This is a genomic window from Pseudomonas paraversuta, assembly GCF_904063065.1.
GTDB classification, from domain to species: Bacteria; Pseudomonadota; Gammaproteobacteria; order Pseudomonadales; family Pseudomonadaceae; genus Aquipseudomonas; species Aquipseudomonas paraversuta.
This window is the reverse complement of sequence record NZ_CAJFCL010000005.1, coordinates 261,830-277,504: the sequence shown is the minus strand read 5'-3', so window position 1 is coordinate 277,504 and position 15,675 is coordinate 261,830. Positions and strand designations below refer to the sequence as shown.

21 protein-coding genes and 1 tRNA gene are annotated in these 15,675 nt (G+C 54.5%); 7 read left to right on the top strand and 15 right to left on the bottom strand.

The genetic code is table 11. The annotated features are described in order from the left end of the window. Positions 1-117: 117 nt before the first annotated feature. The 4 genes from JQ845_RS12690 to JQ845_RS12680 all read left to right on the top strand — a co-directional run bounded on the left by JQ845_RS12690 (position 118) and on the right by JQ845_RS12680 (position 2,335). Positions 118-432, top strand: coding sequence for a hypothetical protein (locus JQ845_RS12690; protein ID WP_203009059.1), 315 nt, complete (start codon positions 118-120; stop codon positions 430-432). Continuing rightward, positions 429-668, top strand: coding sequence for a hypothetical protein (locus JQ845_RS12685; RefSeq protein WP_203009058.1), 240 nt, complete (start codon positions 429-431; stop codon positions 666-668). The genes JQ845_RS12690 and JQ845_RS12685 overlap by 4 nt, the downstream gene beginning before the upstream one ends. A gap of 198 nt (positions 669-866) precedes the next feature. Further along, positions 867-1,283: a hypothetical protein gene (locus JQ845_RS23295; RefSeq protein ID WP_236010208.1), complete on the top strand. Its 417-nt coding sequence runs from the start codon at positions 867-869 to the stop codon at positions 1,281-1,283. Next, positions 1,184-2,335, top strand: coding sequence for a tyrosine-type recombinase/integrase (locus JQ845_RS12680; protein ID WP_236010212.1), 1,152 nt, complete (start codon positions 1,184-1,186; stop codon positions 2,333-2,335). The genes JQ845_RS23295 and JQ845_RS12680 overlap by 100 nt, the downstream gene beginning before the upstream one ends. Positions 2,336-2,417: 82 nt before the next feature. Here JQ845_RS12680 and JQ845_RS12675 read toward each other — a convergent pair. The 9 genes from JQ845_RS12675 to thrS all read right to left on the bottom strand — a co-directional run bounded on the left by JQ845_RS12675 (position 2,418) and on the right by thrS (position 9,859). After that, a tRNA-Pro gene (locus JQ845_RS12675) sits at positions 2,418-2,494 on the bottom strand. A 78-nt stretch (positions 2,495-2,572) separates the two neighbouring features. Then, the gene (locus JQ845_RS12670; RefSeq protein WP_003442193.1) at positions 2,573-2,929 is read right to left on the bottom strand and encodes a MerR family transcriptional regulator; all 357 of its coding nucleotides are present in this window, start codon (positions 2,927-2,929) and stop codon (positions 2,573-2,575) included. After that, positions 2,910-3,212, bottom strand: coding sequence for an integration host factor subunit alpha (gene ihfA / locus JQ845_RS12665; RefSeq protein WP_002553164.1), 303 nt, complete (start codon positions 3,210-3,212; stop codon positions 2,910-2,912). The genes JQ845_RS12670 and ihfA overlap by 20 nt, the downstream gene beginning before the upstream one ends. Positions 3,213-3,215: 3 nt before the next feature. Then, on the bottom strand, positions 3,216-5,594 hold the full coding sequence (gene pheT / locus JQ845_RS12660; protein ID WP_003442190.1) for a phenylalanine--tRNA ligase subunit beta: 2,379 nt from the start codon (positions 5,592-5,594) through the stop codon (positions 3,216-3,218). Between the two features lie 26 nt (positions 5,595-5,620). Next, positions 5,621-6,637, bottom strand: a complete 1,017-nt coding sequence (gene pheS, locus JQ845_RS12655) for a phenylalanine--tRNA ligase subunit alpha (RefSeq protein WP_003442187.1) — start codon at positions 6,635-6,637, stop codon at positions 5,621-5,623. Positions 6,638-6,746: 109 nt separating this feature from the next. Beyond that, entirely contained in the window at positions 6,747-7,103 is a 357-nt protein-coding gene (rplT, locus tag JQ845_RS12650; protein WP_003442184.1) for a 50S ribosomal protein L20, read from the bottom strand. Positions 7,104-7,131: 28 nt separating this feature from the next. Continuing rightward, positions 7,132-7,326, bottom strand: a complete 195-nt coding sequence (gene rpmI / locus JQ845_RS12645; protein ID WP_003442181.1) for a 50S ribosomal protein L35 — start codon at positions 7,324-7,326, stop codon at positions 7,132-7,134. Between the two features lie 59 nt (positions 7,327-7,385). Beyond that, positions 7,386-7,937 carry a translation initiation factor IF-3 gene (infC, locus tag JQ845_RS12640; protein WP_171970586.1) on the bottom strand — a complete coding sequence of 184 codons (552 nt, stop codon included), beginning with the start codon at positions 7,935-7,937 and terminating at the stop codon, positions 7,386-7,388. Then, positions 7,937-9,859 carry a threonine--tRNA ligase gene (thrS, locus tag JQ845_RS12635; protein ID WP_010656382.1) on the bottom strand — a complete coding sequence of 641 codons (1,923 nt, stop codon included), beginning with the start codon at positions 9,857-9,859 and terminating at the stop codon, positions 7,937-7,939. Before thrS ends, infC begins: the two co-directional genes overlap by 1 nt. Before the next feature lie 363 nt (positions 9,860-10,222). Here thrS and JQ845_RS12630 point away from each other — a divergent pair, with 363 nt between their 5' ends. Beyond that, positions 10,223-10,525 carry a hypothetical protein gene (locus JQ845_RS12630; protein WP_003442172.1) on the top strand — a complete coding sequence of 101 codons (303 nt, stop codon included), beginning with the start codon at positions 10,223-10,225 and terminating at the stop codon, positions 10,523-10,525. 292 nt (positions 10,526-10,817) lie between these two features. Beyond that, complete coding sequence (locus JQ845_RS12625; RefSeq protein WP_003179963.1) at positions 10,818-11,030, top strand: cold-shock protein; 213 nt, start codon at positions 10,818-10,820, stop codon at positions 11,028-11,030. Between the two features lie 70 nt (positions 11,031-11,100). On the opposite strand, the gene JQ845_RS12620 is transcribed toward JQ845_RS12625, so the two are convergent. After that, positions 11,101-11,409 (bottom strand): I78 family peptidase inhibitor, encoded by a 309-nt coding sequence (locus tag JQ845_RS12620; RefSeq protein WP_003442169.1) that lies wholly within the window; start codon positions 11,407-11,409, stop codon positions 11,101-11,103. Between the two features lie 160 nt (positions 11,410-11,569). Next, positions 11,570-11,875 (bottom strand): hypothetical protein, encoded by a 306-nt coding sequence (locus JQ845_RS12615; protein WP_003442167.1) that lies wholly within the window; start codon positions 11,873-11,875, stop codon positions 11,570-11,572. A 162-nt stretch (positions 11,876-12,037) separates the two neighbouring features. Between JQ845_RS12615 and JQ845_RS12610 the strand changes: the two genes are divergently transcribed. Continuing rightward, entirely contained in the window at positions 12,038-12,238 is a 201-nt protein-coding gene (locus JQ845_RS12610; protein ID WP_003442163.1) for a hypothetical protein, read from the top strand. A 17-nt stretch (positions 12,239-12,255) separates the two neighbouring features. On the opposite strand, the gene JQ845_RS12605 is transcribed toward JQ845_RS12610, so the two are convergent. The 4 genes from JQ845_RS12605 to JQ845_RS12590 are packed head-to-tail and all read right to left on the bottom strand — an operon-like array spanning position 12,256 to position 15,673. Next, complete coding sequence (locus tag JQ845_RS12605) at positions 12,256-13,284, bottom strand: nucleoside hydrolase (RefSeq protein ID WP_010656383.1); 1,029 nt, start codon at positions 13,282-13,284, stop codon at positions 12,256-12,258. Positions 13,285-13,306: 22 nt separating this feature from the next. Next, positions 13,307-13,711 carry a D-ribose pyranase gene (gene rbsD, locus JQ845_RS12600; protein ID WP_003442157.1) on the bottom strand — a complete coding sequence of 135 codons (405 nt, stop codon included), beginning with the start codon at positions 13,709-13,711 and terminating at the stop codon, positions 13,307-13,309. After that, positions 13,708-14,628, bottom strand: a complete 921-nt coding sequence (gene rbsK / locus JQ845_RS12595) for a ribokinase (RefSeq protein WP_161718934.1) — start codon at positions 14,626-14,628, stop codon at positions 13,708-13,710. Before rbsK ends, rbsD begins: the two co-directional genes overlap by 4 nt. Positions 14,629-14,638: 10 nt before the next feature. Continuing rightward, the gene (locus JQ845_RS12590; protein WP_003442131.1) at positions 14,639-15,673 is read right to left on the bottom strand and encodes a LacI family DNA-binding transcriptional regulator; all 1,035 of its coding nucleotides are present in this window, start codon (positions 15,671-15,673) and stop codon (positions 14,639-14,641) included. Between the last annotated feature and the right edge of the window lie 2 nt (positions 15,674-15,675).

Genomic DNA, 15,675 nt, shown 5'->3' with positions numbered 1-15,675 from the left:
TCCTTGCTGCAAATCTATTGATCTTTTGTTTTAGCTCACTTTTTAGAATACATACAGAAATTACCAAAGGCCTACCCAACCACCAAAGTCAGCCGCTATAGCGGCAAGGACGAAGTCATGCCTGAAAAAACTGTTTTGATCCAGCCAGTTGCTGTCGTACGGGATGAAGACGGCTGGTGGGATCATCCCGATCTGCCCGACTTCGATGAGGACTACGCGGCCTTCAAAGCTTGGATCACTGAGCAGCGCCTAGTGCTGCAGCAGTGGCACATGGAGGCTGATATCGACAGCCATCACCCCTATGACGACGGTGAGTGTCACTGCCTCGGCTGGGACCCGGTTGCGCCTGGGCCGGAGTGGTTTCTCCTCGGGATTTTCGATACCGAAGGTGGACCATGTGTGAGCTGGGCACGGCGAGAGGTTACGTCATGACTGACAAAGCAAAGCCGACCGATGCCGAAATCAAAGGACAGATAGTCTATTGGGGCTCGCAACAGATGACCTATGTTATTCGCAACGGCCTGAGTATGGCCGGGCATAAGGGGCTGAAGACGGAATGGGTGCGCCGCCAACTTGAGCGGATGGAGCGCTCCGGCGAAGTCAAGCGGGTGCCCTCGGTCTACGCCCGGCAGATCTGCTGGGCTTTGGCCGAGCCAGTGATGCCATGACCCACCACCCCAAAGGCGGCATGTGCTGCGCTTGCCAGCATGCCCGTCGAGATTGCAGCGCCCTTCCCTTCAAGGCCATGCCGCCGATTCAGCGCGATGCCAGCACGGTCATCGTGCGGTGCACCGACTTCAAGCGGTAGGCCTAAGCCTCAACCTAAACCAACTTCTGCCGCTAAGCGCGGCGGCATGGAGACAGCTATGTCAAATCGAAGCGCGGCCCAGGTCGCGCCCACCCCTCCAAGGTTCCTCCGCGCTATGGATGCTCCAGGCTATCTCGGCATGTGTCGGGATGAGTTCAACAAGACGGTCCGACCAAACGTTCGGGAATTCCCGATCGGGAAACAGGGTATCGGCTTTGATCGACTGGAACTCGACGCATGGGCGGATGCCTACGTCGAGAGCAAGTCGATTGAAAAGGCGGCCAATCAGGACAACAATCGTCCTCGCAGCGAGCGCCAGGGCAAAAAGCAAGGAGAAACGCCGTGGCCCAAAAAGCAATCACCGGCCTCCAGCAAATGCCGAACGGCATCTGGAAGATCGACAAGAAGTACAGAGGAGAACGAATTCAAGAGAGTACTGGCACTTGTAACCGCGCCGAAGCAGAGCAGTACCTAATCCATAAGCTGGAGCAGATGCGCCAGCAGAAGGTCTACGGTGTTCGGCGAGTGAGGACTTGGCGGGAGGTAGCAACCCGCTTCCTGCTCGAGGTGAAAGACCAGGCCTCAATCCACATCTCGGCTACTTATATGAAGCAGCTCGACCCATTTATTGGGGACATGCCGCTCACCCATATAGATGACGACGCGCTCGCCCCTTACATCCAGTCGAAGCTGAATCCGGCGGAGGGGAAACCTGTCACGAACCGAACGGTGAACATTGCGCTGCAGCGAGTGATCAGGGTTCTGAACCTGTGCGCACGCAAGTGGCGTGACGAGGAACGCCGGCCACTGCTCGACGTTGTACCGATGATCTCTCTACTGGACGAGAAAACGAATTGCCGAAAGCCCTACCCGCTTTCATGGGAAGAGCAGTCGATTCTTTTCTCGGAGCTCCCGGCGCACCTGCAGACCATGGCGATGTTCAAGGTCAACACCGGGTGCAGAGAGCAGGAAGTCTGCAAGCTTCAGTGGAATTGGGAGATTGCGGTACCGGAATTGGGAACGAGCGTGTTCCTGATACCGTCTGGATTTGGAGGGAGGAGTGCCAAGTCTGGCGTGAAAAACCGAGACGAGCGTCTGGTCGTGATGAATGACGTTGCCAAGTCAGTGATCGAGAAGCAGCGCGGCAAGCATCCGCTCTACGTGTTCCCGTTTGGCAAGCCAGATGGCGAAGGGGATGAAACGACTGTTCACCGCATGAATGACTCGGCCTGGAAGAAGGCGCGGCTCAGAGCGGCCAAGAAGTGGCAGGAGAAGTTCTTGCGGCCGGCACATGACGGCTTTACCAGGATCCGAATTCACGACTTGAAGCACACCTTTGGGAGAAGGCTACGTGCGGCTGGTGTGACAGAGGAAGATCGTAAAGCGCTGCTCGGCCACAAGAACGGAAGCATCACCAGCCACTACTCGGCGGCAGAACTGGATCAGCTTATTGCGGCGGCAAACAAGGTATCAGCAACCGACTCACGCGCACCAGCGCTGACGATTCTGAAAAGGAGGGAAGCATGAACGAAAACGCCAAGGTCACTCGGAAAGTCACTATGGCAGAAACAACAAAGCCGCTCGAAAGCGGCTAAGTCATTGAATAATATGGTCGGGACGGAGTGATTCGAACACTCGACCCCTAGCACCCCATGCTAGTGCGCTACCGGACTGCGCTACGCCCCGACTAGGCGTTACAACTTGATGGAACGTCGAGGAATATACCTTAAGCTTTTGAAATACGAAAGTATTTTAAAGCCAGATTTATTTACGAAGAACCTGCAATACGTCCTCCAGTTCGGAGATCGTCTGGCGGATCAATTGTTTGTATTGGGTGGTGTCGTCTTTGGCCTCATCCCCGGAAAGTCGCAGCCGCGCGCCTCCGATGGTGAACCCTTGATCATAAAGCAGTGCACGAATTTGCCGGATCATCAGCACATCCTGTCGCTGATAATACCGGCGGTTTCCGCGACGTTTGACAGGGTTGAGTTGAGGAAACTCTTGCTCCCAGTAGCGCAGCACGTGCGGCTTGACCGCACATAGCTCGCTGACTTCGCCTATGGCGAAGTAGCGTTTGCCCGGAATCGGCGGGAGCTCGTCGTTATGACTTGGTTCCAGCATAAGCCTCTACTCGGGCCTTCAACTTCTGCCCTGGACGAAAGGTGACCACACGGCGAGCCGTGATCGGGATTTCTTCTCCCGTTTTCGGATTGCGGCCAGGCCGCTGTCGCTTGTCACGCAGATCAAAGTTGCCAAAACCTGACAATTTGACCTGTTCATTGTCTTCAAGAGCGTGCCTGATTTCTTCGAAAAACAGCTCGACCAATTCTTTGGCTTCGCGTTTATTCAGGCCCAGCTCTTCATAAAGACGTTCCGCCATTTCAGCTTTCGTCAGAGCCCCCATACGTCACTTCCTTAACGTGGCGTTCAACCTTTTTTCGAGCGAGGTGAGGATGTTTTGTGTCGTGGTGTTCACCTCATCGTCATTAAGAGTGCGCGATGGATGCTGCCAGGTCAAGCCAACTGCAAGGCTTTTTCTATGAGGATCAATGCCTTTACCCTGGTAGACGTCAAATAACCTGAGGTCTGTGAGCCATTCACCTGCATTTTCACGTATTACTTCCAGTACTGCACTGGCAGCAACATCACGATCAGCCAGCAGCGCCAAGTCACGACGCACTTCAGGAAACCGCGACAACTCCTGGAATTTAGGCATTTTGCCCAACGCTACTTCAGCCAGCACCAGCTCAAAAACGAATACTGGACGATCAAGACCCAGATTTTTTGACAGCTCAGGGTGGATGGCACCGATATAGCCAACTTCGCGACCATCACGTTCGATACGTGCAGTCTGCCCCGGGTGCAATGCCGGGTGCTTGCCCGCTACGAAGGTGAACGAGTCCAGAGCGCCCGCGAAACCCAACACGGCTTCTACATCCGCTTTGACATCGAAGAAGTCAACTACGTCGCGCCCTTGCGCCCAACCCTCAGGAAGACGGCTGCCACAAACCACACCCGACAGCATCGGCTCTTGCTTGAGACCTTCCAGCTGACCGACAAAGCGCAGGCCGCTTTCAAACAAGCGAACGCGATCTTGCTGACGATTCAGGTTGTGCTGCAACGATTTGACCAGGCCCGGCCACAAAGAGGCACGCATAGCAGCCATGTCGTTCGAAATAGGGTTGGCCAACAACAGAGGCTCAACACCCGGGCTGAACAGCTCGAACTGTTTCGGATCAATAAAGCTATAAGTGATCGCTTCCTGATAACCACGAGCTACCAGCAAACGACGCAATTCAGGCAAATCGCTACGTGCTTCAGCCTTGGCCTGCGGAGCCAGGCGGGCTTGCGGATAACGCACTGGCAGACGGTTGTAACCGTAAAGACGAGCCAGTTCTTCGATCAGATCAACTTCAAGGCTGATATCGAAGCGATGGCTAGGCACTTCTACACGCCACTGCCCTGCACCATCAGCCGAAATTGTCAGCCCCAAACCACTGAGCAGACGCTCGACTTCAGCGGAGTCCATTTCCATGCCCAGCATCTGGCTGATACGCGCAGCACGCAAGGTAATCGGCGCGATTGACGGCAGATACTGCTCGTTAACGGTCTCAATGATCGGACCGGCTTCACCGCCAGTGATTTCCAGCAGCAGGCCAGTAGCTCGCTCCATGGCTTCACGGGCCAGTTTCCAGTCCACACCACGCTCATAGCGATGCGAAGCGTCAGTGTGCAGACCATAAGAGCGGGCCTTGCCAGCCACAGCAATCTGGTCGAAGAAAGCACTTTCGAGAAACACATCCCGGGTCGAAGCAGATACGCCACTGTGCTCGCCGCCCATCACACCGGCAATGGCCAGCGCACGGGTATGGTCAGCAATCACCAGCGTATCGCTACGCAAAGTGACTTCCTGCCCATCAAGCAATACCAGTTTCTCACCCTCTTCAGCCATGCGCACACGAATGCCACCGTTGATCTCGGCGAGATCAAAAGCGTGCAACGGCTGGCCCAGTTCAAGCATCACGTAGTTGGTGATGTCGACTGCGGCATCGATGCTACGCACATCAGCGCGACGCAGACGCTCAACCATCCATAGCGGAGCAGGCTTCGACAGGTCGACATTGCGAATCACACGCCCCAGGTAACGAGGGCACGCTGCAGGTGCAAGCACTTCTACAGAGCGCACTTCGTCATGCACTGGCGCAACAGTCGCCACTACCGGACGTGTAACCGGGGCCGCATACAACGCACCTACTTCACGGGCCAGACCAGCCAGGGACAAGCAGTCACCCCGGTTAGGGGTCAGGTCAACCTCAATGCTGGCATCTTCGAGATCCAGATAAACGCGAATATCTTCGCCTACCGGTGCATCTGCCGGCAGTTCCATCAAGCCATCATTGCCTTCACCCACTTGCAACTCTGCTTGCGAGCAGAGCATGCCGTTGGACTCAACGCCACGCAGCTTGGCTTTTTTGATTTTGAAGTCGCCTGGCAGTTCGGCGCCGATCATGGCGAACGGGATCTTCAGACCCGGGCGCACGTTTGGCGCACCGCATACGACCTGAAAAGTCTCCGAGCCATTGCTGACTTGGCAAACACGCAGCTTGTCAGCATCCGGGTGCTGCTCTGTGCTGAGCACCTCACCGACCACAACGCCACTGAATACACCGGCGGCCGGCGTAACGCTATCGACCTCAAGACCGGCCATCGACAGACGAGCAACCAGCTCATCGCGACCTACCTGCGGGTTAACCCAACCACGCAGCCATTGTTCACTGAATTTCATCCTGCTCTCCTAAGAATTCGTTACGACTAGCGAAATTGCGCGAGGAACCGCAAGTCGTTGTCGAAGAACAGACGCAAGTCGTTCACGCCGTAACGCAGCATGGCCAGACGCTCTACACCCATGCCGAAGGCAAAGCCAGAGAACTCTTCCGGGTCAATCCCGGACATACGCAGCACGTTCGGATGAACCATGCCGCAGCCCATAACTTCCAGCCAGCCAGTTTGTTTGCAGACCCGGCAACCTTTGCCACTGCACATCACGCATTCCATATCCACTTCCGCGGATGGCTCAGTGAACGGGAAGTACGACGGACGGAAACGGACGGCCAGTTCTTTTTCGAAGAACACTCGCAGAAACTCTTCAATAGTTCCTTTAAGGTCGGCGAAATTGATATCGCGATCTACCAGCAGGCCTTCTACCTGATGGAACATCGGCGAGTGGGTGATATCGGAGTCGCTGCGGTACACACGGCCTGGGCAGACGATGCGGATCGGCGGCTGCTGCGATTCCATGGTGCGGACCTGTACCGGTGAGGTATGGGTGCGCAACAGCATGTTCGCATTGAAATAGAAGGTGTCATGCATCGAACGCGCCGGGTGATGGCCCGGGATGTTGAGCGCCTCGAAGTTGTGATAGTCGTCTTCAACCTCTGGGCCTTCGGCAATGCCATAGCCAATGTGGGTGAAGAACTGCTCGATACGCTCCAGAGTCCGGGTAACCGGATGCAGACCGCCGGAGGTCTGACCACGGCCAGGCAGGGTCACATCAATGGATTCGGCAGACAGTTTGGCGACCAGTTCGGCCTCTTCAAACAGTGCCTTGCGCGCATTGAGAACCTCTGTGACACGCTCCTTGGCAACGTTGATCAGGGCGCCGACCTGCGGCCGCTCTTCAGCCGGCAAATTCCCCAGGGTCTTCATCACCTGAGTCAATTCACCTTTTTTACCAAGGTATAGAACCCGGATTTGCTCCAGGGCATTGATATCTTCAGCGCTTTGCACAGCCTCTAGTGCTTGAGAGACCAGCGCATCCAGGTTTTCCATGTACAGACTCCAGATACAAAATAGGGGAAGAGCTTGAAGGCTCTTCCCCTATTTAAGACGTTTAGCACCTGGGCTCACATAGGTGAGCCCAGGTAACTGTCGGGGGTACTTAAGCCAAGGTGGCTTTAGCTTTCTCGACAATCGCAGCAAACGCCGCTTTTTCGTTCACTGCCAGATCAGACAGAACCTTACGGTCGATCTCGATGGAAGCTTTTTTCAGGCCGGCGATGAAACGGCTGTAGGACAGACCGTTGATACGTGCACCAGCGTTGATACGAGCGATCCACAGAGCGCGGAACTGACGTTTTTTCTGACGACGGTCACGGTAGGCGTATTGGCCTGCCTTGATTACCGCTTGCTTGGCAACACGGAATACGCGTGAGCGTGCGCCGTAGTAGCCTTTAGCCAGTTTCAGAATTTTTTTGTGACGTTTACGGGCGACAACGCCACGCTTTACACGAGCCATGAGTTACTTCCTCTATTCTTGACCGAAATTAGCAAAGGCGCAGCATGCGCTTCACTTTTGCCACGTCAGACGGATGCAGCAAGCTGCTACCGCGCAATTGACGCTTACGCTTAGTCGACATTTTGGTCAGGATGTGGCTCTTGAAAGCGTGCTTGTGCTTGATGCCGTTAGCAGTTTTCAGAAACCGCTTAGCAGCACCACTCTTAGTTTTCATCTTTGGCATGTTCGGTACTCCGCATTCAGTTGATAAACATAATCAAAAGGCCTGCCGTGCCCTAGTGATTACTTCTTCTTTTTCGGGGCGATGACCATAATCAGCTGGCGTCCTTCCATCTTAGGATGCTGTTCGACGGTCCCGTATTCAAGCAGGTCACCTTCAACCCGCTTCAACAGTTCCATACCCAGCTCCTGGTGGGCCATCTCACGACCACGGAATCTCAACGATACCTTGGCCCTGTCCCCATCACTCAGGAAACGTACCAGGTTGCGCAGTTTTACCTGGTAATCCCCTTCCTCCGTCCCTGGACGAAACTTGATTTCTTTAACCTGGATCTGTTTCTGGTTTTTCTTTGCAGCGGCAACCTGTTTCTTCTTTTCGAAGATAGATTTGCCGTAGTCCATCAGCTTACAAACTGGGGGTACTGCATCAGCGGAAATTTCCACCAAATCCAGTTTGGCCTCTTCAGCTTTAAGAAGCGCGTCTTCAATTGACACAATCCCAAGCTGCTCGCCTTCAGCCCCAATTAACCGAACCTCGCGTGCCGAGATATTCTCGTTGATCGGGGCCTTCGGTGCAGCTCGTTTATCTTGTCTCATTTCACGCTTAATAATAATTACTCCGAATCATGGCGACCACGCCGGGAAACCGCTTGTGCGAGGAATTCAGCGAATTGCGCGACGGGCATCGAGCCCAGGTCAGCACCTTCACGTGTACGCACAGCGACAGTCTGCATCTCGACTTCCCTATCTCCAATAACCAAGAGGTAAGGAACCTTGAGCAAAGTATGCTCACGGATTTTAAAGCCGATCTTTTCATTTCTCAAGTCAGACTTGGCACGAAATCCGCTCTGATTGAGAGTTTTTTCAACTTCGAGGGCAAAATCTGCCTGTTTATCAGTGATATTCAGGATCACTGCCTGGGTTGGCGCAAGCCACGCAGGGAAGGCACCTTCGTAATGCTCGATCAAAATACCGACAAAGCGCTCGAACGATCCAAGGATCGCGCGGTGCAGCATAACGGGATGCTTACGACTGTTGTCTTCGGACACATATTCTGCGCCAAGACGGATCGGCAGGTTGAAATCGAGCTGTAAGGTACCACATTGCCAGACACGACCCAGACAATCTTTCAGAGAAAATTCGATCTTGGGACCGTAGAAAGCACCTTCACCCGGCTGCAAATCGTACGCCAGGCCAGCACTGTCAAGGGCTGAAGCCAAGGCGCTTTCAGCGCGATCCCACAACTCATCAGAACCAACGCGCTTTTCAGGACGGGTCGAAAGCTTGAGTTCAATGTCCTTGAAACCGAAATCTGCATACACATCGAGTGTCAGCTTGATGAACGCTGCCGACTCAGCCTGCATCTGCTCTTCAGTACAGAAAATGTGTGCGTCGTCCTGAGTAAACGCACGAACACGCATGATGCCATGCAGTGCGCCCGATGGCTCATTACGGTGGCATGCGCCAAATTCGGCCAGACGCAGCGGCAATTCACGGTAGCTTTTCAGCCCCTGATTGAATACCTGCACGTGACAAGGACAGTTCATCGGCTTGATCGCGTAATCGCGGTTTTCCGACTCGGTGGTGAACATGTTTTCAGCGTAGTTAGCCCAGTGACCGGACTTTTCCCACAAGCTGCGATCAACTACCTGAGGAGTTTTAATCTCCAGATAGCCGTTTTCGCGCTGAATCTTGCGCATGTACTGCTCAAGTACCTGGTAAAGCGTCCAGCCATTCGGGTGCCAGAACACCATCCCCGGCGCTTCTTCCTGGGTGTGGAACAACCCCAGGCGCTTGCCGATTTTACGGTGATCACGCTTTTCAGCTTCTTCAATACGCAGGACATAGGCTGCGAGCTGCTTCTTGTCAGCCCATGCAGTGCCATAGATACGCTGCAATTGCTCGTTTTTGGCATCGCCGCGCCAGTAGGCACCGGACAGCTTGGTGAGCTTGAACGACTTCAAGAAGCGCGTATTCGGAACGTGAGGTCCGCGGCACATGTCGACGTATTCTTCATGGAAGTACAGACCCATGGCCTGCTCGTTCGGCATGTCTTCAATCAGGCGCAGCTTGTAGTCTTCACCACGCTGGGCAAAAAGCTCGATCACTTCAGCACGCGGCGTCACTTTCTTGATGACGTCGTAGTCTTTTTCGATCAATTGCTGCATACGCGCTTCAATAGCGGCCATGTCATCCGGAGTAAACGGACGCTCATAGGCGATATCGTAATAAAAACCTTCGTCGATAACAGGTCCGATTACCATTTTGGCTGTCGGATACAGCTGCTTGACTGCATGCCCCACCAAGTGAGCGCAAGAGTGACGAATGATCTCCAGCCCCTCTTCATCCTTGGGAGTGATGATTTGCAAGGTGGCGTCATTTTCGATCACATCACAGGCATCAACCAGCTTGCCGTCGACTTTGCCGGCTACGGTGGCCTTGGCCAGGCCTGCGCCAATCGAAGCAGCTACTTCGGCTACAGATACTGGATGATCAAATGTACGTTGACTGCCGTCGGGAAGAGTAATAGTTGGCATGGCGCCTCCTCTCCTAGTGGTGACCCCTACCAAAGGTCACGTGGGTTGGGATGAGCCAGTACGCGATTCGGAGGTATGCCTGCCTCACAGTGGCAGGAGCCTTGCGGCCAACCGTAAACCGAACCAGAGTGACTGGAGTTCAAATAAAATAGGTTAATGGCTCTGCTTCGCGGCTCGGGAGCACACAACAACAGAAAAACGCCAAGGGCGGCATGCTAGCACAGAAGAATGAACGCCGCCCTCTCCACCGCTGTTCACTGAAAGCAATAAGGCGGTTTTTGCAAAATGGTGAACTTGAGCTGCACTATCCCCTCAGATACTCAGTGAAACAAATACAGCTTTAACGCCTATAAGGAGAATCACATGCGCTTGACTCACCTGCTTGCCCTCGTTGCACCACTGGCATTCCTCTTACCCCTCAGTGCCCAGGCCGATAATTGGCCCGCCGGTGCAAAAGAGGCATACATGAAGGATTGCACTGCAGCGGCCAGCCAAAGTGTCGATCAGAAAACCGCCCAGCAACATTGCGCATGCGGTGCAGAAAAAATTTCCGAGAAGTTTTCGACTGCCGAGATCAAAGAGTTGATGAGCAAGACAAAAATGCCGAGCGTAGAGCTGCGGACCAAGGCTCTGGATGCTATTCAGGCCTGCCGGGCAACAAAATAGAGCCTGTTCAGGGGCTGATTTAAGCCTTGAGCAGAGCAAAAGCGACCATAAAACGTCTTTTTGCTAAAAAAAATGCATCCTTTACTGCTTTTTTTCGAAGCTGCTTTAGCCATGAAACCCCCATAAAACGGGGACTTAAGGCATTTCAAGCGCCAGACAAATGCTAACAATGATGCAAACTGCCACTCAGGGGGGCTCCCAAACCGCACATTTCGACTATGATAGCTCGGTGTGCCCAGTTGGCCTGAGCAGCACAGTACTACTGAAAATATAAGTTTCTTGGAGATACACCATGTCTAATCGCCAAACCGGCACCGTAAAATGGTTCAACGATGAAAAAGGCTTCGGCTTCATCACTCCTCAAGGTGGCGGTGACGACCTGTTCGTACACTTCAAAGCTATCGAAAGCGACGGTTTCAAAAGCCTGAAAGAAGGCCAGACTGTTTCCTTCGTGGCTGAGAAAGGCCAAAAGGGTATGCAAGCTGCGCAGGTTCGTCCGGAGTAAATCTCCTTCGAACAAAAAAACCCCGTCCATGTGACGGGGTTTTTTATGCCTGCTCCAACGCTAAACGTGCTTAACCGCAGTTGACGCGGGTAATGATCGCGTTGTCATCTGCATTAAGATTCAAGCGGTCAGAGCGGTACTCAAGCGTCATGATGTCGTGTGGCAACAAGATCCGTGCATTCTGCGCGCCGGCCTTGACACGAGCCTGCTCCAGCAGCCCTGGCGACGCCTTCTGGCCGATCACAAATGCAGCTGCCTTAGCATCGCAACGACCACTGTTCGCCTCGGCGACAGGCTCTTTTGCTGTGCCCGGCGTGCTACAGCCAGACAGCGCTACAACCGCCAACAACGAACCCAATGTCACTAGCTTCCAAGACATGAAGCCTCCTTAAGATAAATAGTCGAAACCTTTGCGACAGTAATTCCGCAGATAGGTTGCACAGAGTCTCACGGTAAAAAACATTAACCGCAGGGCACAAGATATTGCCCGAGCGAAAAACAAGTGCACAGACCTAATAGTGACGGAATGTGTACACCCGCTAGTAAACATCAATGTAATCAAAAGGGGGGCGCGGCCAGTTGTCCTTCAGGGCGTTGTGGATCTGCATCACCCAGACCTCATCGCTTGCAGCTATCTTCCCGACATACCCCGATCCCGCGGCCCAGGTTTCAAGCCTGAAAAGTAGCTCGTCGATGTCTGTGCCACCTACGACACTTGACGAAATATAGGCAATGCCTGCCTTAGTCACGCGTAACTGAGTATGTACATCGTCACTGGCCGAGGCCAACAACCTGCGGACCGCATCAACCGTCAGCGCCTCAGGGTCGTTCAAATCAATTTGCATGTGCAGGTTCCGCCCTCAAAATCCCGAGTGTGGCACGCACACCGATCACATGCGAAAGTTGAAGCGCCAAAAGCTGCGGATCATGCTTAACTTTGAGCCCCAGATAGCATCAGCATGGCTTTTTGCTAAAATCGCGTTTCCCACCCCCCTCTTGAGATACCCATGACAACAGTCACCATCGATGCAGACATCAAAGCCAAATGGCCTCAAGGACAGTGCTCCTATAGCCCTGGAAGCCCGGAAGAGCTGGCCATCATCGGTATCGACCTGTTAGTCAAAGAGCTCGGCACCGAGTCGGCCAAAGCCTTTGTCAGCCAAATTTTCGAAAAGTACAAAGACCCCGACTTTACGAAAGTGACATAAGCCGACACAGGCTCAAGTCAGTTCAGCCGCCCCAGGCGCGCAGTCAGCAAATCAAAAAAGCCTTGGGCGTCGCCGTTCTCAACCCAAAAAGCGTTTTTTGGCTGTTTTAACGTGTCATACCAGTCTGCAATTGTTTGACCGAAGGTTGGGCCTTCGCGGGTATCGACGACCAAATTAACCTCTCGCCCGGAAAACAGCTCGGGCTTGAGCAGATAGGCAATCACACTGGCATCGTGTACCGGACCTCCTGGCAGTCCGTAATGCGCCATATCGTTCTTCACGTACTCATTCAAAATATCGCCAACCAATTTGCCGGCCGTATTGCCCAGCGAAGCAATTTGTTTCAGGCGTTGGTCGCTGGTCAGGATCTTGTGCGTCACATCAAGCGGGACATAAACCAGCTTGACGCCACTTTTCAGCACCACGTCTGCCGCATGGGGATCGGCGTAGATATTGAACTCGGCTACAGGAGTGATATTGCCGCCGTTGAAATGAGCACCGCCCATGACCACGACCTCCTTGATGCCCTTGGTGATATCAGGCGCCTGAATCAAGGCCAGCGCCAGGTTGGTTTGTGGCCCGAGCATGGCAATAGTGACACTGCCAGGCCTGGCTGCGCGTAACGTATCGATCAGGTAGTTGACTGCATTGGCCTGCTCAAGCCCTTTCGCAGGCTCGTGCACCGGAACACCCGTAACACCTTCCTGACCATGAATGTTCTCGGCGTAGATAGGCGTGCGCACCAGGGGTTTTGGAGCCCCGGCATAGACGGGAACCTCTTCACGACCAGCCCACTCCCGGGCAAGACGTGCATTGCGCGAAGTTTTGTCCAGGCGAACGTTACCCGCCACAGTGGTAATCCCCAGCACATTGAGCTGCTCGGGCGAGGCCAGCGCCAACAGCAATGCAACGACGTCATCAGCTCCGGGGTCGGTGTCGATGATCAGATCAATTTTGTCGGCAGCTTGAACACTAGAAATACTGAGAACGGACAAAAACAAGACACTCCTGATCAGATGATGAAAAATTTGCATAAAACGCGACATGACTAACTCCTTGTATGATTTTTTAAAAAGTAACCCCTGCGATCAAAGCGATGTTGCTGTAAGGACGACACTCTCCCGTACGAACAATCACTTTTGCTTGCTGGCATAACTCCTTGAACTCACTGTGAGCGAGCAAATTCCTGCCCCCCAAATCGCCCCGACTGTTGTGCAGATCGATGCCTGACAATGCCGGGCAAGGCGCTAGCAGCAGCTCGTGCGCCAGCACATGACTTTGCACCTGCATCTCACTGAGCACCGTGCTCAGCGTACTGCAAAAATCCGGCACCCCCTGCGTCAGCGCCAGATCAATCAGATCAACGCCCTTGGGCACTGGCAAACCGGCGTCAGCAATAATGACGATGTCACCATGCCCCAGCGAGGCAATAGCCCGGGAGAGCGCGATGTTGAGCAAAGGTGTTTTCTTCATGACGAGGCAAAGTCCTTTATATCCTGCAACCCGGGAATAGAGGGCTGCGCACCTGCACGGGTCACTGACAAGGCGGCCGCGGTCTGGGCAAAGCGGATCGCATCGTCCTCCCCTTTGCCTGCGGCCAGCGCGGCCGAAAAGGCACCTACAAAGGTGTCACCGGCGGCAGTTGCATCAACAGCTTCTACCTTGGGGGCTGCAAAGTGCACGACCCGCTGCGCACTGACCAGCAATGCACCTTGCGACCCCAGCGTCACAATGATGTTGCTCGCCCCTAGTGCCATCAGGCTGCGCGCAGCCAATTCTGCGGACTCAAGGGAGTCGACTGGCACCCCGCTGAGTGCCCGGGCCTCACTTTCATTCGGGATCAAGTAATCAACCAGTGCATACCATTGCACCGGTAACGGCCCGCTGGCGGGAGCTGGATTGAGGACGACAATTTTATCCAGTTCACGCCCGCGCTTGAGGACATGACCGACCGTATCCATCGGCACCTCAAGCTGGCAAATAATGACCTTCGCCCCTTGCAGCATGCCGTCAACCGTCATGATGTCTTGAGCGTCGAGACAGCCATTGGCACCCGGCACCACCACTATGGTGTTCTGACTGTCGGTATCCACCACGATCAGCGCGACACCACTCGCACCCTGCGCCACAGTACGCACCGCCTGACAGTCGATGCCCTCGGCCTCCAGCCCCTCACGCAGTTGCACGCCGTACGCATCGGTGCCTACGCACCCGACCATTGCCACGCTTGCACCCAGACGCGCTGCCGCCACCGCCTGGTTCGCGCCCTTGCCGCCATGGACGGTGCCAAAGGCCTGCCCGAAAACTGTTTCACCCGGACGCGGCAGGCGCTCTGCACGGGTGACCAGGTCCATATTGAGGCTGCCAACCACCACTACATTTGCTTGCATGTATCGACACTCATCCATTGGATTTGCAGGAGGGTTGCACCGGCGCCCCGACATAGGCTGCTGTCGACTCTCGCAACACGATACTTGGCGTCACAATTCGCTGCTCCACCGCCCGCCCGGGCGATGCAATACGACGCAACAATAACTGCGCTGCCATTTCACCCAGTTGCAAAATCGACTGGCCGACGGTCGTCAGCGCCGGGTAGACGTAGCGACTCATCTGCACATCATCAAAGCCTATGACTGACAGCTGGTCCGGTACTCGAATATTGCGCTCGGCAGCAGCCCGCAAAACGCCGATACCCATCATGTCGTTGCAGGCGAAAATAGCCGAAGGCCGGTCGTTTTCCAGCAGCCTGACAGCCGCCTGATAACCCCCGACACTGCTGAAATCACTCTCGATCATCCAGGCCCCGGGCGCTGAAATTCCGGCTTCTGCCAACGCCCGCAGATAACCGGCAGTACGTAGCTGCGCCACACGGGTGATTGCAGGGCCACCAATACAGGCAATGGCCCTGTGCCCCAGATCGAGTAAATGACGGGTGGCCAGATAGGCCCCCAGCTCGTGATCGATCCGCACCAGATCGGCATCGATACCTTCGAGATTGCGATCGACAATGACCATGGGCGTTCGTACACCGACCAGGCCGCTCGCCAGCCCGAGGTCTCCACCGGCCGAGGCCACAACCAGCCCATCCACGCGCTTCTCAAGCAATACCCGCAGATAATTGCGCTGCTTGTCAGGATCATCGTCGCAGTTGCACAAAATGACGCAGTAATTGTTGCGCTCGCAATAGTCTTCGATACCTCGCGCCAACTCGGCGAAGTACGGGTTCAGGCTGTTGGCCACCAGCAACCCGATAGTCGCAGTGGTCTTGGCCTTCAAGGAGCGCGCGACAGCACTGGGCACATAATCAAGACGCGCAATGGCCTCCTCCACCTTCAAACGCACCGGCTCACTCACCGGGCGCGTTTTGTTCAGGACATGTGAAACCGTGGTGTAAGAAATGCCGGCCATAGCAGCGACATCTTTAATGGTTGCCATTA

Bases quoted from the DNA above. Each gene is read 5' to 3' on its own strand.
- JQ845_RS12690 (WP_203009059.1), top strand. From the start codon at position 118: ATGCCTGAAAAAACTGTTTTGATCCAGCCAGTTGCTGTCGTACGGGAT.
- JQ845_RS12685 (WP_203009058.1), top strand. From the start codon at position 429: ATGACTGACAAAGCAAAGCCGACCGATGCCGAAATCAAAGGACAGATA.
- JQ845_RS23295 (WP_236010208.1), top strand. From the start codon at position 867: ATGTCAAATCGAAGCGCGGCCCAGGTCGCGCCCACCCCTCCAAGGTTC.
- JQ845_RS12680 (WP_236010212.1), top strand. From the start codon at position 1,184: ATGCCGAACGGCATCTGGAAGATCGACAAGAAGTACAGAGGAGAACGA.
- JQ845_RS12670 (WP_003442193.1), bottom strand. From the start codon at position 2,929: ATGCTGGAACCAAGTCATAACGACGAGCTCCCGCCGATTCCGGGCAAA.
- ihfA (WP_002553164.1), bottom strand. From the start codon at position 3,212: ATGGGGGCTCTGACGAAAGCTGAAATGGCGGAACGTCTTTATGAAGAG.
- pheT (WP_003442190.1), bottom strand. From the start codon at position 5,594: ATGAAATTCAGTGAACAATGGCTGCGTGGTTGGGTTAACCCGCAGGTA.
- pheS (WP_003442187.1), bottom strand. From the start codon at position 6,637: ATGGAAAACCTGGATGCGCTGGTCTCTCAAGCACTAGAGGCTGTGCAA.
- rplT (WP_003442184.1), bottom strand. From the start codon at position 7,103: ATGGCTCGTGTAAAGCGTGGCGTTGTCGCCCGTAAACGTCACAAAAAA.
- rpmI (WP_003442181.1), bottom strand. From the start codon at position 7,326: ATGCCAAAGATGAAAACTAAGAGTGGTGCTGCTAAGCGGTTTCTGAAA.
- thrS (WP_010656382.1), bottom strand. From the start codon at position 9,859: ATGCCAACTATTACTCTTCCCGACGGCAGTCAACGTACATTTGATCAT.
- JQ845_RS12630 (WP_003442172.1), top strand. From the start codon at position 10,223: ATGCGCTTGACTCACCTGCTTGCCCTCGTTGCACCACTGGCATTCCTC.
- JQ845_RS12625 (WP_003179963.1), top strand. From the start codon at position 10,818: ATGTCTAATCGCCAAACCGGCACCGTAAAATGGTTCAACGATGAAAAA.
- JQ845_RS12620 (WP_003442169.1), bottom strand. From the start codon at position 11,409: ATGTCTTGGAAGCTAGTGACATTGGGTTCGTTGTTGGCGGTTGTAGCG.
- JQ845_RS12615 (WP_003442167.1), bottom strand. From the start codon at position 11,875: ATGCAAATTGATTTGAACGACCCTGAGGCGCTGACGGTTGATGCGGTC.
- JQ845_RS12610 (WP_003442163.1), top strand. From the start codon at position 12,038: ATGACAACAGTCACCATCGATGCAGACATCAAAGCCAAATGGCCTCAA.
- JQ845_RS12605 (WP_010656383.1), bottom strand. From the start codon at position 13,284: ATGTCGCGTTTTATGCAAATTTTTCATCATCTGATCAGGAGTGTCTTG.
- rbsD (WP_003442157.1), bottom strand. From the start codon at position 13,711: ATGAAGAAAACACCTTTGCTCAACATCGCGCTCTCCCGGGCTATTGCC.
- rbsK (WP_161718934.1), bottom strand. From the start codon at position 14,628: ATGCAAGCAAATGTAGTGGTGGTTGGCAGCCTCAATATGGACCTGGTC.
- JQ845_RS12590 (WP_003442131.1), bottom strand. From the start codon at position 15,673: ATGGCAACCATTAAAGATGTCGCTGCTATGGCCGGCATTTCTTACACC.